The following is a 13,639-nucleotide window of genomic DNA, read 5'->3' as shown; positions in this document are numbered from 1 at the left end:
CATCCCATGACCATCGATTCGCAAACCCTCGAGCGGCTGGCCGCCGATCTGCGCCGCGCCCAGCAACAGGGCGAGGCCATCGCCCCGTTGCGCGATGCCATCGGCGCGGAAAACGCCGAGGCCGCGTACGCCATCCAGCGCCTGAACGTCGCCCATGGCCTGGCCGCCGGCCGCCGCCTGGTCGGCCGCAAGATCGGCCTGACCAACCCCAAGGTGCAGGCCCAGCTTGGTGTCGACCAACCCGACTTCGGCAGCCTGTTCGCCGACATGTGCTACGGCGACAACCAAAGCGTGCCCTTCGCCAGCGTCATGCAGCCGAAGATAGAGGCTGAGATCGCCTTGGTACTGGCCCACGACCTGCCCAGCGCGCAGACCACCTGCGCCGATGTGATCGCCGCCACCGGCCATGTGCTGCCGGCGCTGGAAATCGTCGGCAGTCGTATCCAGGACTGGAACATCCGTTTCGCTGACACCGTGGCCGATAACGCCTCCAGTGGCTGCTTCGTGCTGGGTGGCCCGGCGCGCCAGTTGCACGACCTCGACCTACGTGGCGCAGCCATGCGCATGACCCGCAATGGCGAGCTGGCCTCCAGCGGCAGTGGCGCCGAGTGCCTGGGCCACCCGCTGAATGCGGCGGTATGGCTGGCCCGCACCATGGCCCGTCTGGGCGAGCCGCTGCGGGCGGGCGACATCATCCTCACCGGTGCCCTCGGGCCGATGGTGGCGGTGGCCCCGGGCGACCATTTCGAAGCCGAGATCGACGGCCTGGGCCGCGTCGGCGTGACCTTCAGCGGCGAATGACGGAGAGTCCCATGAGCCATAAACGTAAAGTCGCCATCATCGGTTCCGGCAACATCGGCACCGACCTGATGATCAAGATCCTGCGCAACGCCCAGCACTTGGAAATGGCGGCGATGGTCGGCATCGACCCGGCCTCCGATGGCCTGGCCCGCGCTGCCCGCCTGGGCGTGGCCACCACCCATGAAGGGGTGGAGGGCCTGACTCGCCTGCCGGCGTTCAAGGACATCGATTTCGTCTTCGACGCCACCAGCGCCGGTGCCCATGTGAAGAACGATGCCTTCCTGCGCCAGCACAAGGCCGACCTGCGCATGATCGACTTGACCCCGGCGGCCATCGGCCCGTACTGCGTGCCGGTGGTCAACCTGGAGCAGCACCTGCAGGCGAGCAACGTCAACATGGTCACCTGCGGTGGCCAGGCGACCATCCCCATGGTCGCGGCGGTATCGCGGGTGGCCAAGGTGCACTACGCCGAGATCATCGCCTCGATTGCCAGCAAGTCCGCCGGCCCCGGCACCCGCGCCAACATCGACGAATTCACCGAGACCACCAGCAAGGCCATCGAAGTGATCGGCGGTGCCGCCAAGGGCAAGGCGATCATCATCATGAACCCGGCCGAGCCGCCGCTGATGATGCGCGACACCGTGTACGTGCTCAGCGAGGCCGCCGATCAGCAGCAGGTGGCGGCGAGCATCGAAGAGATGGCCGCTGCGGTGCAGGCCTACGTGCCGGGCTACCGGCTCAAGCAGCAGGTGCAGTTTGAAAACGTGCGCGACCTGAAACTGCCAGGGCAGGGGACCTTCAGCGGCCTCAAGACCTCGGTGTTCCTAGAGGTCGAAGGCGCCGCCCACTACCTGCCGGCCTACGCCGGCAACCTCGACATCATGACTTCCGCCGCGCTGGCTACCGCCGAGCGCATGGCCCTGGCGATGGGAGCCCCGGTATGAACGGCAAAAAGCTGTATATCAGTGACGTGACCCTGCGCGATGGCATGCATGCCATCCGCCATCAGTATTCGCTGGACGACGTGCGTGCCATTGCCGGCGCCCTCGACCGGGCCAAGGTCGACTCGATCGAAGTGGCCCATGGCGATGGCCTGCAGGGTTCCAGTTTCAACTACGGTTTCGCTGCCCACACCGACCTTGAATGGATCGAAGCAGCGGCCGACGCGGTCAACCACGCCAAGATCGCCACGCTGCTGCTGCCAGGGATCGGCACCCTCCATGACCTGAAGAACGCCTACGACGCCGGTGCCCGCATCGTCCGCGTGGCCACCCACTGCACCGAGGCAGATGTTTCGCGCCAGCACATCGAATATGCCCGCGAACTGGGCATGGACACCGTTGGCTTCCTGATGATGAGCCATATGCAGACGCCCGAAGGGCTGGCGCAACAGGCCAAATTGATGGAGGGCTACGGCGCCACCTGCATCTATGTGGTGGACTCGGGCGGGGCGATGAACATGGATGACATCCGTGCGCGCTTGCGTGCGGTCAAGGCCGTGCTCGACCCAGCGACGTCGACCGGTATCCATGCCCACCACAACCTCAGCTTGGGCGTGGCCAACTCCATTGCCGCGGTGGAGGAGGGCTGTGACCGCATCGACGCCAGCCTCGCCGGTATGGGCGCAGGTGCCGGTAATGCACCGCTGGAGGTGTTCATCGCCGCGGCCGACAAGCTCGGCTGGAACCATGGCACCGACCTCTACGCGCTGATGGATGCGGCCGACGACCTGGTGCGACCGCTGCAGGACCGCCCGGTACGCGTGGACCGCGAAACCCTGGCGCTGGGTTATGCCGGGGTCTACTCGAGCTTCCTGCGCCATGCCGAAGTGGCAGCTGCCCGGTATGGCATCAAGGCGGTGGACATACTCGTCGAACTGGGCAAGCGCAGGATGGTGGGTGGTCAGGAAGACATGATCGTGGATGTGGCCCTGGACTTGCTTAAGCGCTGACGCCATTGCCGATCGTCTTTACACGCCGGCTTGCCGGCGATTGGGGCGCACAGCGCCCCATCAAAACCCAACACAAAAACAAAATGGGTGATTCATGACTTCTGCCAATAACCCGCCTCGCATGGCCCTGACCATCGGCCTGTGTTTCCTCGTCGCCCTGCTCGAAGGCCTTGACCTGCAGGCCGCCGGTATTGCCGCGCCGGGCATGGCCAATGCCTTCGCCCTGGACAAGATGCAAATGGGTTGGGTGTTCAGCGCCGGCATTCTCGGCCTGCTGCCCGGCGCCCTGGTCGGTGGCTGGCTGGCCGACCGTTTCGGCCGCAAGCGCATCCTGATCGGCTCGGTGGCGCTGTTCGGCGTGTTCTCGCTGGCCACCGCCCATGCCTGGCACTTGCCCAGCTTGCTTCTGGCGCGGCTGTTCACCGGTATCGGGCTGGGCGCCGCACTGCCCAACTTGATCGCCTTGTGCAGCGAGGCTGCCGGCCAGCGCCTGCGCGGCAGTGCAGTCAGCCTGATGTACTGCGGTGTGCCTCTGGGCGCGGCGATCGCCGCCGGCATCGGCATTGCCGGCTACAGCGGCGAGTGGCAACGGGTGTTTCATGTCGGTGGCGCTGGGCCGCTGCTGATCCTGCCGCTGCTGGCGGCGTACCTGCCCGAGTCGGGCCAGTTCCGTGCCACAGCCCAGGCCGAGGCCACGCCGAACCTGCGTCGCGAGCTGTTCGGCCAGGGGGCGACCTGGCTACTGTGGCTGAGCTACTTCTTCACCTTGATGGTGGTGTACATCCTGATCAACTGGCTGCCGAGCCTGCTGGTCGGCCAGGGTTTCAGCAGCCATGACGCCAGCTGGGTGATGTTCGCCCTGCAGATCGGCGCTGCCATCGGCACCCTGGCCCTGGGCCAGGTGCTCGAGCGCCTGCCCGCGGGGGTCACAGCAGCCCTGGTCTACGTGGGGATCCTCGCCGCCCTGGCGGGGCTGGGGCTAGCCAGCGCGCTGCCGGCAATGCTTGTCGCCGGCTTCTTCGCTGGTTTCTTCGCCACCGGTGGCCAGGGCGTGCTGTATGCCTTGGCGCCGCACTTCTATCCCGTGCGCGTGCGCGCCACCGGTGTTGGCGCGGCGGTGGCGGTCGGGCGCCTGGGGGCGATGAGCGGGCCGCTGGTGGCGGGCCAGATGCTCGCCTTTGGCGCCGGTTCCGCCGGTGTGCTGCTGGCATCGGCGCCGGGCGTGGTGATCGCTGCGCTGGCGCTGTTCCGCTTGATCGGCCGCCGGCCCGGCTGATCCCACACGCTGTTCAACCTTACGTGCCTCCTGCTGCGCCTGCGGCAGGACTTCCTATAACTACAAGAAAGTGAAGTGACCATGCACAAGGTCCTTGGAATGTTCCTGGCCGTTGGCCTGCTCTGCAGCAGCGCTGCCCAGGCTGCAGGCTTCATCGAAGACAGCCACGCCGATCTGGTGTTGCGCAATTTTTATTTTGATCGTAACTACCTGGGTACCACGCCACAGGCTGCTGCCCGCGAATGGGCCCAGGGCTTCATCCTCAACGTCAGTTCCGGATTCACCGAAGGGCCGGTCGGCTTTGGCCTGGATGCCAAGGGCATGCTGGGCGTGAAGCTGGATTCGTCAGCCGACCGCGCCGGCACCGGTCTTCTGCCATTTGATCGCAGCACTCGCGAACCTGCCGACGACTATTCCGAGTTAGGGCTGACCGGCAAACTGCGTATCTCGCATACAGAACTGCAAGGGGGCACTATCAGCACTTTCCTGCCGATTGCCTTCGCCAGCCCGGCTCGCTTGTTGCCGCAAACATTCCGTGGCGCCTACCTGCGTTCCAGCGATATCGAGCGCCTGGCCCTTCACGCAGGCTGGCTCGACCGCATCAACCTGCGTGATTCCAGCGATTATCAGAAAATGAGCGTCGCCGCACCCAACGGGCGCTTCAATGGCGCTGCCACCTCTGATCGCTTCACTTTCCTGGGCGGTGATTACGCCTGGTCCGAGGCGTTGACGCTGCGCTACTACCATGCAGCTCTGGATGAGCTTTACCGCAAGGACTTTCTTGGTTTCATCGACAACCGCCCACTGGGGCCAGGCCGGCTCAAAAGTGACTTGCGCCTATTCGTCACCGCAGAAGAGGGCGCTGCCAAGGCCGGACCGGTCGACAACCGCAATACTGCACTAATGCTCACGTACGCGTGGGGCAGTCACAGCCTTGGCATCGGTTACATGCGCCTGGCGGGTGATACCGCGATGCCTTACCTGTACGGCACCGAGCCGCTGGTAATTACCGAGGGCACGCTGAGTTCGGAGTTCCTCAACCCCAAGGAGCGCAGTTGGCAGGCCAGGTTCGATCAGGACTTTGCTGGCTTGGGTGTGCCAGGGCTTAAGGGCATGCTGCGTTATGTGCACGGTGACAATATTGAACTGCCGAAATTTGGCGGGGGCGGGCTGAGCGAAAGTGAGAAGGATATCGAACTGTCATACGTCGTCCAGCAAGGTAGCTTCAAAGGTCTGGTGCTGCGTTTGCGCCATGCCTGGTATCGCAATGATTTCCTTGCCGGCGCTTCGCACCGAGATGACAACGAATTGCGAGTCAACGTGGATTACACGATCAAGCTCTGGTAGATGGCATGGGTTCTGTGTGAGGGGGTGCTGCTGACCGGATTGGCGACGGCTACACAGAATCGATTGGCCGGATATTCAGCGCCGCAGGCCAAGGTAATCCCCCTTGCAATGCATGACCATCAGGCAATGACGACCATTGCCTGATCCGTCGCCGGGCTCCAACTATAAGGATGCTTCGAGCTTTTCTTGAATCAGCTTCGCTGTATGTTGCAAGGCGCCTAAATAGCGGTGTGCAGCCTGCTCGATTGACATCGCTTTGGCCACATACACCAGATTCAAACAGCCCAGCAAGCGCTGCCCGGAGAAGACAGGAACGGCAATGGAGGCGATTTTTTCTTCGTAGTTCCAAGCCATGAAATTTTCCCCATAGCCAAGATGCCTGACTTTGCGCAAGACGTTGTCAAGTTGCGCCACATTTCGCGCCAAGTGAAATGCTTTATCCTCACGCCCCGCCAAGAGGGTGAGGATCTGTTCACGCTCGGCGTCGCTGCAGAAGGCGAGGTAGGTGAGCCCAGTTGCCGTTTGCAGAAGAGGCAGGCGGCGTCCGATCATGGAACGGTGAAATGAAAGGCGGCTGAAGCGGTGAGTGGTCTCGCGTACCACCATCGCATCCACATCCAAGGTACAGATGTCAGTCGGCCATACCACTTCCTGTAGAAGCTCCGCCAGCAGCGGTGCGGCGATGGCGCTGATCCACTGCTCATCGCGAAAACCTTCACTCAATTCGCGCACTTTGAGGGCTAGGCGAAAACTGTCGTCGGACTCGCTGCGGCGTACATAGCCTTCGTCCTGCAGTGTTTCCAGCAGGCGCCGGACGGTGGTCCGGTGGAGCCCGGTAATCTCGGCCAGTCGGGTCGGGCTGGCGCCGCCGTCCAGCCGGTTCAAGGCATTGAGCAATGCCAGGCCACGGCTCAGTCCGCGCACCGTCTTGTAGTCGGAGCCTCGATCAATATTCATGAAAACCTCTTTAAAAATAATGATGTGCATCCAGTGCACAGCGACGCGGTTTTTCATTGTAGGACAATCGGCGCGATTCTTATACTCAGCGAATACCAAGCCAACACTTGTGCCGGCCAGGTCCGAGCGGCTCGCGCTTTGATCGGGTCGCACAGGCTGACCTAGCTCACTGGATGGGGCGCGACATGACTGCCAGGGGCAGCGTCGATTGTTCGGTGGCTTGCATTTGCTCATCCATCTCGAAAAAGGCACGCAGCATGAATCGCAGACAAGTCCTCCAATCCATGGCTACCGCCGCAACCGTCGCAGCGGTATCTGGCTTGGCCCCAAGCGATGCCCGTGCATCCGAAAGCAGCAAGTCTGCAGGTGGCCGCGCGTCAAAAGAGGCCCGCCGCATCGATACCCATCAGCATGTCGTTCCACCTTTTTATGGAAAGTGGCTCGAGTCCCGAGGTATTACCGCCGGCGGCTTGCCCATCCCAACCTGGAGTGTCGAGGGCGCCCTGGACCTGATGGACAGCAACGGTATCGCCACCGGCATCCTGTCGGTGTCCACGCCAGGCGTGCACCTTGGCAATGATGCAGAAGCACGCGTGAAAGCCAAGGAGGTCAACGAGTTCTGCGCCGAGGTCGTCGACAAGCATCCCGGGCGGTTTGGCTTCTTCGCAACGTTGACGCTGCCTGATGTTGCGGGCGCCGTCGAGCAGGCCGAGTACGCCCTGACCACGTTGAAAGCTGACGGCGTCATCTTGCTGGCAAACGTTCGGGGTACCTACCTCGGGGCGCCCGAGTGGGATCCTCTCATGGAGGTATTGAACCGACACCGTGCCACCGTGTTCGTCCACCCTTCGGAGCTGCCGGCCGAGCCCGTCGACGGGATTCCACCCTATGCTGCGGACTTTCTCCTGGATACCACGCGTGCGGCCCTTAACCTGGCCAAGAAGGGGTGCCTGGAACGCTACCCAGAACTGAAGATCATCCTTTCCCATGCAGGCGGGTTCCTTCCCTATGCCGCCGAGCGCATGGCCCGTGTCTGCTCGGACGACGGGAGCACCGAGCGAGGTATCCTGCGGCTTCGCAAGTTCTACTTCGATACCGCGCTGTCCAGTAGTCCTTATGCCTTGCCTGCGCTGCTGGCATTCGCCAATCCGCAGAACATCACCTTCGGCAGCGACTGGCCCTATGCCAACAAGGCGCGCTCGAGTCACTTCACCGGGCTGCTGGATACCTTCGGTTTCACCGAGCAGCAACGCCTGGCTGTCAATCGGGAAAACGCCTTGCGCTTGTTCCCCCGCCTGGCCTGAGTGCGCTGCCAGAGGGTGAGGATGTCCTCGTAAGGGGGCATCGGTTCGATGGCGGTGGGCGGCCTGGAACTCGTGCTTGGGGGATGTGCGGCAGGGTCGATTTGGGTTTTTGACTTAGCGCTTTTGGGTCTTGTCCGTTTTGATCACGCCACAGCTTGCGACGAAGGGGGCTGTTCAGCGTTACCCGAAAAGAGTACAAATGTGCTCCATGGACAATCTGACCCCCAAACGCCGCGCCATCCTCGCGTTCATCCGCGAGCGCATCACCGATCAAGGCCAGCCGCCGTCGCTGGCCGACATCGCCGAGCGCTTCGGTTTCGCCTCGCGCAGCGTGGCGCGCAAACACATCACCGCCCTGCACCAGGCCGGTTTCATCGACGTCACCCCCAACCAGGCACGGGGCATCCGCCTGGCCGAACCCTTGCGCCGCCCGGAAATCCTCGAGGTGCCCGTGCTCGGCCAGGTCGCCGCGGGTGCCCCCATCGGCCCGGACCTCGGCATCCACGAGCAACTGCTGCTCGACCCCAGCCTGTTCCGCCGCACCCCGGACTACCTGCTCAAGGTGCGTGGCGATTCGATGATCGACGACGGCATCTTCGACGGCGACCTGGTCGGCATTCGCCAGCAGGGTGAGGCCCGCGATGGGCAGATCGTGGTCGCCCGGCTCGATGGCGAGGTGACCATCAAGCGCTTGCAACGCACCCGTGACGGCTATCGCCTGTTGCCGCGCAACCCCGCCTATGCGCCGATTGACGTCGGTCCGGAGCGCGAGTTGTTCATCGAGGGCGTGTTCTGCGGCCTGCTGAGGCGCGATTGATGGGCGCGGTGGTCGACCTCGAGCGCTTGCTCGACCAGCGCCAGGTCTGGCGCGGGCGGCAAGCCCAGGCGCGCCCGCAGGCCTTGCAGCCCAGCGGCCATGCCGCCCTCGATGCGCGGCTGCCCGATGGTGGCTGGCCGGCCGCGGCGCTCAGCGAACTGCTGCTGGCCAGCCCGGGCAGTGGCGAGCTGCAGTTGCTGTGGCCGACGCTGGCGCGGCTGACGACGGCGGGTGAGCGGGTGGTGCTGGTGGCGCCACCCTTCATTCCCTATGCCCCGGCCTGGCAGGCGGCGGGGGTGGACCTGGCCAGGCTGGTGCAGGTCGCGGCCCAGGGCAGCGACAGTTTGTGGGCGGCGGAGCAATGCCTGCGTTCGGGCAGCTGCGCGGCGGTGTTGTGTTGGCCGGAGCGCGCCGACGACCGCGCGCTGCGGCGCCTGCAAGTCGCGGCGGAGACCGGCGAGGCCCTGGCCTTTGCCTGCCGCGGGCAGCAGGCCGCGCACAACCCGTCGCCTGCGGCCCTGCGCATCGCCATCGACACCCGGCCGGCACAATGGCGCGTGCTCAAGTGCCGGGGCGGCCTGCCACCGGCGGCGCCGATCGCCTGTCCGGGGCGGGGGTGATGGATCATGCTCTGGGCCTGCATCCTGCTTCCCCAGCTGGCGCTGGACACCGTCCTGCGTGAGCGTGACGACCCTGATACGCCGCTGGCACTGATCGGCGGACCGACCCAGCGCCGTGTACTCCAGGCCGTCAATGAGCCGGCACGGGCCCTGGGCCTGCGCGCCGGGCAGACGCTGACGGCTGCCCGCGCCCTGGCCGATGGCTTCAGCTGTGTCGAGGTCGAGCCGGCGCGCCTCGAGCAGCTCCAGCAGTTGCTCGCCGCCTGGGCCTATCGCTTCAGTGCGCAGGTCAGCCTGCATTACCCGCGGGCCTTGTTGCTGGAGGTGGGGTCGAGCCTGCAGCTGTTCGGCCCGTGGCCCTTGTTCGAGGCACGCCTGCGCCAGGAACTGGCCGAGCTGGGGCTGCGCCAGCGCATCGTCGTGGCCAGCAACCCGGTGGCGGCGCGGATGCTCGCCAATGGGCATGACGGCCTGGCCTTGACCTGCCCACAGCGCACGCGCGACGCCTTGCTGAACATGCCGGTGGCGCGGGTCGGCTTGCCGGCGGAGGCGGCCGAGGCGTTCGCCCGCATGGGCCTGCGTCGGCTCGGGCAGGTCTTGGCCCTGCCGCGCGAGGCCTTGGCCAGGCGCTTCAGTGCCCAGGTGCAGTTGCACCTGGATCAGTTGCTTGGCCTGCGCACCCTGGGCCTGGATTTCTACCAGCCCCCCGACCGCTTCGAGGCGCGCCTGGAGCTGAACTTCGACGTCGAGTCGCACCAGGCGTTGCTGTTCCCCTTGCGCCGCCTGATCAACGACCTGGCGGCGTTCCTTGGCGGGCGCGATTGCGGTGTGCAGCGTTTCGAACTGCACCTTGAGCATGCCCAAGGGCCAGACACCGTGCTCAAGGTCGGCCTGCTGGCCGCCGAGCGTGACGCCGCGATGCTGTTCGAACTGGCCCGGGGGCGCCTGGAGCCGTTGCGCATTCCGGCAGCGGTGCGCAACCTGCGCCTGCTGGCCGCCGACCTGCCTCCCTTCGTGCCCCAGCACCAGGCCTTGTTCGAGGCCCGGGCCCAGCAGGCACAGCCTTGGGAGCAACTGCGCGAACGCCTGCGCGCGCGGCTGGGCGATGACGCGGTCAGCGGCCTGCGCGCCGAAGCCGATCATCGCCCCGAATGCGCCTGGCAAGCGGCGCAGCAGGGTGCCCAGGGGCGCCTGCTGCTGGCCCCCGGCAGTCGCCCCGGCTGGTTGCTGCCCACGCCCCAGCTGCTCTGCGAGGCTGGGCTGCAGTGGCTGGGGCCGGCCGAGCGCATCGAGTCCGGCTGGTGGGACGGCGGCGATGTGCGGCGCGACTACTACCGTGTCGAAACCCGCGATGGCCTGCGTGGCTGGGCCTACCGCGACCTGGCGGCGCCCGGGTCGTTGTGGTTGCAAGGCTGGTTCGCATGAAGGCGCCGGGCTACGCGGAGCTGCATTGCCTGTCGAACTTCAGCTTCCAGCGCGGCGCTTCCAGCGCCGACGAGCTGTTTCGCCGAGCCCGCGAGCAGGGCTACCAGGCCCTGGCGATCACCGATGAATGCTCCTTGGCGGGTATTGTCCGTGCCTGGCAGGCGGCCAAGCAGCATGGGCTCGCCCTGATCATCGGTAGCGAGGTGCAGGTGCATCATGGGCCGAAGCTGGTCCTGCTGGTGCAGGATCTCACGGGTTACCAGAACCTCTGCGCGTTGATCACCCGGGCGCGGCGACGGGCCGAGAAGGGCGCTTACCAGCTGCTTGCCGAGGACCTCGAGGCCCATCACCAAGGGTTGCTGGCGTTGTGGGTCGCGGCGGCGGAGGGCGGCGACGCGGCCTGGCTGCAAACGCTGTTCGTTGAACGCCTGTGGCTGGCGGTGCACCTGCATCGCGGTGTCGACGATGAGGGGCGCCTGGCCGCGCTGCGCGCCCTGGGCCTGCGCACGGGCATACCGCTGGTGGCCTGTGGCGACGTGCACATGCATGCGCGTGGCCGGCGCGCGTTGCAGGATTGCATGAGCGCCATCCGTGCGCATTGCCCGGTGGCCGAGGCCGGTCGCTTCCTGTTCGCCAATGGCGAGCGCCACCTGCGTACCCTCGAGCAGTTGCGCGAGCTGTACCCGGCGGACCTGCTGGCGCAGACCCTGCTGCTCGCCGAGCGCTGCCGCTTCGACCTGGCCGAGCTGCAGTACCAGTACCCCCGCGAGCTGGTGCCCGCGGGCCAGAGCCCGGCCAGCTGGTTGCGCGCGCTGTGCGAGCGCGGCCTGCCCGAGCGCTGGCCGCAGGGGCCGAGCGCCAAGGTGCGCGAGGTGCTGGACAGGGAGTTGGCGCTGATCGAGGAACTGGGCTACGAGAGCTACTTCCTTACCGTCCACGATATCGTCGCCTTCGCCCGTGGCCAGCGCATCCTGTGCCAGGGCCGCGGTTCGGCGGCCAACTCGGTGGTGTGCTTCGTGCTGGGCATCACCGAACTCGACCCGATGGAGCATCGGCTGCTGTTCGAGCGCTTCTTGTCCCGCGAGCGCAACGAGCCACCGGATATCGACGTGGATTTCGAACATGACCGGCGCGAGGAAGTCATCCAGTACGTCTTCCGGCGCTACGGCCGGCACCGTGCGGCATTGACGGCGGTGGTCAGCAGCTACCACGCCGCGGGGGCGGTGCGCGATGTGGCGCGGGTGCTGGGGCTGCCGAGCGACCAGGTGGATGCCCTGGCCAAGTGCTGCGGGCGCTGGAGTGACCGGATCCCGGATGCCGAGCGCCTGGCCGAGGCCGGGTTCGACGCGCAGAGCCCGTCGTTGCGGCGCATCCTGGTGCTGGCAGGCGAACTGATCGGCTTCCCCCGGCACCTGTCGCAACATCCGGGCGGCTTCGTCATTTCCGAACAGCCCCTGGACCAGCTGGTGCCGGTGGAAAACGCGGCCATGGCCGAGCGCACGGTGATCCAGTGGGACAAGGACGACCTGGACATGGTCGGCCTGCTCAAGGTCGATGTTTTGGCCCTGGGCATGCTCAGCGCGCTGCGCCGCTGCTTCGACCTGATGGCCCTGCACCGCGGGCAGCACTACCGCTTGGCGACGCTGCCCAAGGAAGACCCGGCCACCTACGCGATGATCGGCCGCGCCGAGACCATGGGCGTGTTCCAGATCGAGTCACGGGCGCAGATGGCCATGTTGCCGCGGTTGAAACCGGAAAAATTCTACGACCTGGTGATCGAGGTGGCGATCGTGCGCCCCGGGCCGATCCAGGGCGACATGGTCCACCCGTACCTGCGCCGGCGGCTGAAACAGGAACCGGTCACCTACCCCTCGGAACAGCTCAAGGCCGTGTTCGAACGCACCCTGGGCGTGCCGCTGTTCCAGGAGCAGGTCATGGAGCTGGCCATGGTCGCCGCCGACTACAGCCCCGGCGAGGCCGACCAGCTGCGCCGCAGCATGGCGGCCTGGAAGCGTCATGGCGGCCTGGAGCCACACCGGGCGCGGCTGATCGACGGCATGTTGCGCAATGGCTACGAACGGGCCTTCGCCGAGCGCATCTTCGAGCAGATCAAGGGCTTTGGCAGCTATGGCTTCCCCGAGTCCCACGCGGCCAGCTTCGCCTTGCTGTGCTATGCCAGCAGTTGGCTCAAGTGCCATGAGCCGGCGATCTTCACCTGCGCCCTGGTCAACAGCTGGCCGATGGGCTTCTACAGCCCTGACCAGTTGCTTCAGGACGTGCGTCGCCAGGGCGTCGAGGTGCGCCCGGTGGATGTGTTCCACAGCGCCTGGGATTGCACCCTGGAGCCCGTGGGCGAGGGCGTCCTGGCGATTCGCCTGGGGCTGCGTCAGATCCGTGGTTTCAACGAGGCGGATGCCAGGCGCCTGGAACAGGCACGCACGCAGCGGCCCTGGCGCGATGTCGAAGACTTGTGCCTGCGGGCCGGGCTGGATGCCAGGGCCAGGGCGCGGCTGGCGGACGCCGGAGCCCTGCGCGCCCTGGCCCGCGACCGGCACCAGGCGCGTTGGCAAGTGGCAGCGGTGCAGGCACAGTTGCCGTTGTTCGCCCAGCTCGAGGCGGCGCCGGAAGCCTCGGTTGAATTGCCTGTGCCGACGCTGGGCGAGGACCTGGTGGCCGACTATCACACGCTGGGCACGACCCTGGGGCCGCATCCCTTGACGCTGCTGCGCCCGCGCCTGCGGGCGCTGGGTTGCCGCAGCTGCCATGAGCTGGCGGGCGTCGCGCATGGCGACAGCGTGGCGGTGGCCGGTATCGTGGTCGGCCGCCAGCGCCCGCAAACCGCCAGCGGCGTGACCTTCGTCACCCTCGAAGATGAACACGGGATGGTCAACGTGGTGGTCTGGCGCGACCTGGCCGAGCGGCAACGGCGGGCGCTGGTGGGGGCACAGTTGCTCAAGGTCAGCGGGCGGCTGGAGCAGGAGAAGGGCGTGCGGCACCTGATTGCCCGGCGGCTGGAGGACATCAGCCCGTTATTGCATGGGCTGGATGTGCGTAGTCGGGATTTTCATTAGGCCCTGCACGAAAAAACCTGAGACGAAGGCCCAGCCACCACAGCGCTTGGTTCGCCAGCAAGGCTGGCGC

General features: G+C 65.9%; 11 protein-coding genes. 10 read left to right on the top strand and 1 reads right to left on the bottom strand.

From position 1 onward, the window contains the following. Window positions 1-6 precede the first annotated feature (6 nt). From mhpD to KSS95_RS17230, 5 genes are all read left to right on the top strand, one after another. A complete protein-coding gene (mhpD, locus tag KSS95_RS17250; protein WP_217848275.1) occupies window positions 7-801 on the top strand; it encodes a 2-keto-4-pentenoate hydratase in 795 nt (264 codons plus the stop codon). Window positions 802-812: 11 nt separating this feature from the next. Continuing rightward, on the top strand, window positions 813-1,745 hold the full coding sequence (locus tag KSS95_RS17245) for an acetaldehyde dehydrogenase (acetylating) (protein ID WP_217848274.1): 933 nt from the start codon (window positions 813-815) through the stop codon (window positions 1,743-1,745). Further along, window positions 1,742-2,752, top strand: coding sequence for a 4-hydroxy-2-oxovalerate aldolase (gene mhpE, locus KSS95_RS17240; protein ID WP_217848273.1), 1,011 nt, complete (start codon window positions 1,742-1,744; stop codon window positions 2,750-2,752). Before KSS95_RS17245 ends, mhpE begins: the two co-directional genes overlap by 4 nt. Before the next feature lie 94 nt (window positions 2,753-2,846). Next, window positions 2,847-4,028 carry a 3-(3-hydroxy-phenyl)propionate transporter MhpT gene (mhpT, locus tag KSS95_RS17235; protein ID WP_217848272.1) on the top strand — a complete coding sequence of 394 codons (1,182 nt, stop codon included), beginning with the start codon at window positions 2,847-2,849 and terminating at the stop codon, window positions 4,026-4,028. Between the two features lie 81 nt (window positions 4,029-4,109). After that, entirely contained in the window at window positions 4,110-5,375 is a 1,266-nt protein-coding gene (locus tag KSS95_RS17230) for an OprD family porin (RefSeq protein WP_217848271.1), read from the top strand. A gap of 162 nt (window positions 5,376-5,537) precedes the next feature. Here KSS95_RS17230 and KSS95_RS17225 read toward each other — a convergent pair whose 3' ends face one another. Then, window positions 5,538-6,389, bottom strand: coding sequence for a DNA-binding transcriptional regulator (locus KSS95_RS17225; RefSeq protein WP_496198554.1), 852 nt, complete (start codon window positions 6,387-6,389; stop codon window positions 5,538-5,540). Window positions 6,390-6,589: 200 nt separating this feature from the next. On the opposite strand from KSS95_RS17225, the gene KSS95_RS17220 reads away from it, so the two are divergent. The 5 genes from KSS95_RS17220 to KSS95_RS17200 all read left to right on the top strand — a co-directional run bounded on the left by KSS95_RS17220 (window position 6,590) and on the right by KSS95_RS17200 (window position 13,569). Then, window positions 6,590-7,636: an amidohydrolase family protein gene (locus KSS95_RS17220; protein ID WP_217848270.1), complete on the top strand. Its 1,047-nt coding sequence runs from the start codon at window positions 6,590-6,592 to the stop codon at window positions 7,634-7,636. A 208-nt stretch (window positions 7,637-7,844) separates the two neighbouring features. Next, the gene (gene lexA / locus KSS95_RS17215; protein WP_496198553.1) at window positions 7,845-8,453 is read left to right on the top strand and encodes a transcriptional repressor LexA; all 609 of its coding nucleotides are present in this window, start codon (window positions 7,845-7,847) and stop codon (window positions 8,451-8,453) included. After that, window positions 8,453-9,073, top strand: a complete 621-nt coding sequence (imuA, locus tag KSS95_RS17210; protein ID WP_217848268.1) for a translesion DNA synthesis-associated protein ImuA — start codon at window positions 8,453-8,455, stop codon at window positions 9,071-9,073. The genes lexA and imuA overlap by 1 nt, the downstream gene beginning before the upstream one ends. 6 nt (window positions 9,074-9,079) lie before the next feature. After that, on the top strand, window positions 9,080-10,498 hold the full coding sequence (locus tag KSS95_RS17205) for a Y-family DNA polymerase (protein ID WP_217848267.1): 1,419 nt from the start codon (window positions 9,080-9,082) through the stop codon (window positions 10,496-10,498). Next, complete coding sequence (locus tag KSS95_RS17200) at window positions 10,495-13,569, top strand: error-prone DNA polymerase (RefSeq protein ID WP_217848266.1); 3,075 nt, start codon at window positions 10,495-10,497, stop codon at window positions 13,567-13,569. Before KSS95_RS17205 ends, KSS95_RS17200 begins: the two co-directional genes overlap by 4 nt. The last annotated feature ends 70 nt before the right edge of the window (window positions 13,570-13,639 follow it).

Source organism: Pseudomonas muyukensis, assembly GCF_019139535.1.
Taxonomy (GTDB): Bacteria; Pseudomonadota; Gammaproteobacteria; order Pseudomonadales; family Pseudomonadaceae; genus Aquipseudomonas; species Aquipseudomonas muyukensis.
The sequence above is the reverse complement of the archived record's forward strand: the minus strand, read 5'-3'. Positions and strand labels throughout refer to the sequence as shown.

What these genes read in the sequence shown, in the direction of transcription:
- mhpD (WP_217848275.1), top strand. Translation starts at nt 7, where the DNA reads ATGACCATCGATTCGCAAACCCTCGAGCGGCTGGCCGCCGATCTGCGC.
- KSS95_RS17245 (WP_217848274.1), top strand. Translation starts at nt 813, where the DNA reads ATGAGCCATAAACGTAAAGTCGCCATCATCGGTTCCGGCAACATCGGC.
- mhpE (WP_217848273.1), top strand. Translation starts at nt 1,742, where the DNA reads ATGAACGGCAAAAAGCTGTATATCAGTGACGTGACCCTGCGCGATGGC.
- mhpT (WP_217848272.1), top strand. Translation starts at nt 2,847, where the DNA reads ATGACTTCTGCCAATAACCCGCCTCGCATGGCCCTGACCATCGGCCTG.
- KSS95_RS17230 (WP_217848271.1), top strand. Translation starts at nt 4,110, where the DNA reads ATGCACAAGGTCCTTGGAATGTTCCTGGCCGTTGGCCTGCTCTGCAGC.
- KSS95_RS17225 (WP_496198554.1), bottom strand. Translation starts at nt 6,389, where the DNA reads ATGAAAAACCGCGTCGCTGTGCACTGGATGCACATCATTATTTTTAAA.
- KSS95_RS17220 (WP_217848270.1), top strand. Translation starts at nt 6,590, where the DNA reads ATGAATCGCAGACAAGTCCTCCAATCCATGGCTACCGCCGCAACCGTC.
- lexA (WP_496198553.1), top strand. Translation starts at nt 7,845, where the DNA reads ATGGACAATCTGACCCCCAAACGCCGCGCCATCCTCGCGTTCATCCGC.
- imuA (WP_217848268.1), top strand. Translation starts at nt 8,453, where the DNA reads ATGGGCGCGGTGGTCGACCTCGAGCGCTTGCTCGACCAGCGCCAGGTC.
- KSS95_RS17205 (WP_217848267.1), top strand. Translation starts at nt 9,080, where the DNA reads ATGCTCTGGGCCTGCATCCTGCTTCCCCAGCTGGCGCTGGACACCGTC.
- KSS95_RS17200 (WP_217848266.1), top strand. Translation starts at nt 10,495, where the DNA reads ATGAAGGCGCCGGGCTACGCGGAGCTGCATTGCCTGTCGAACTTCAGC.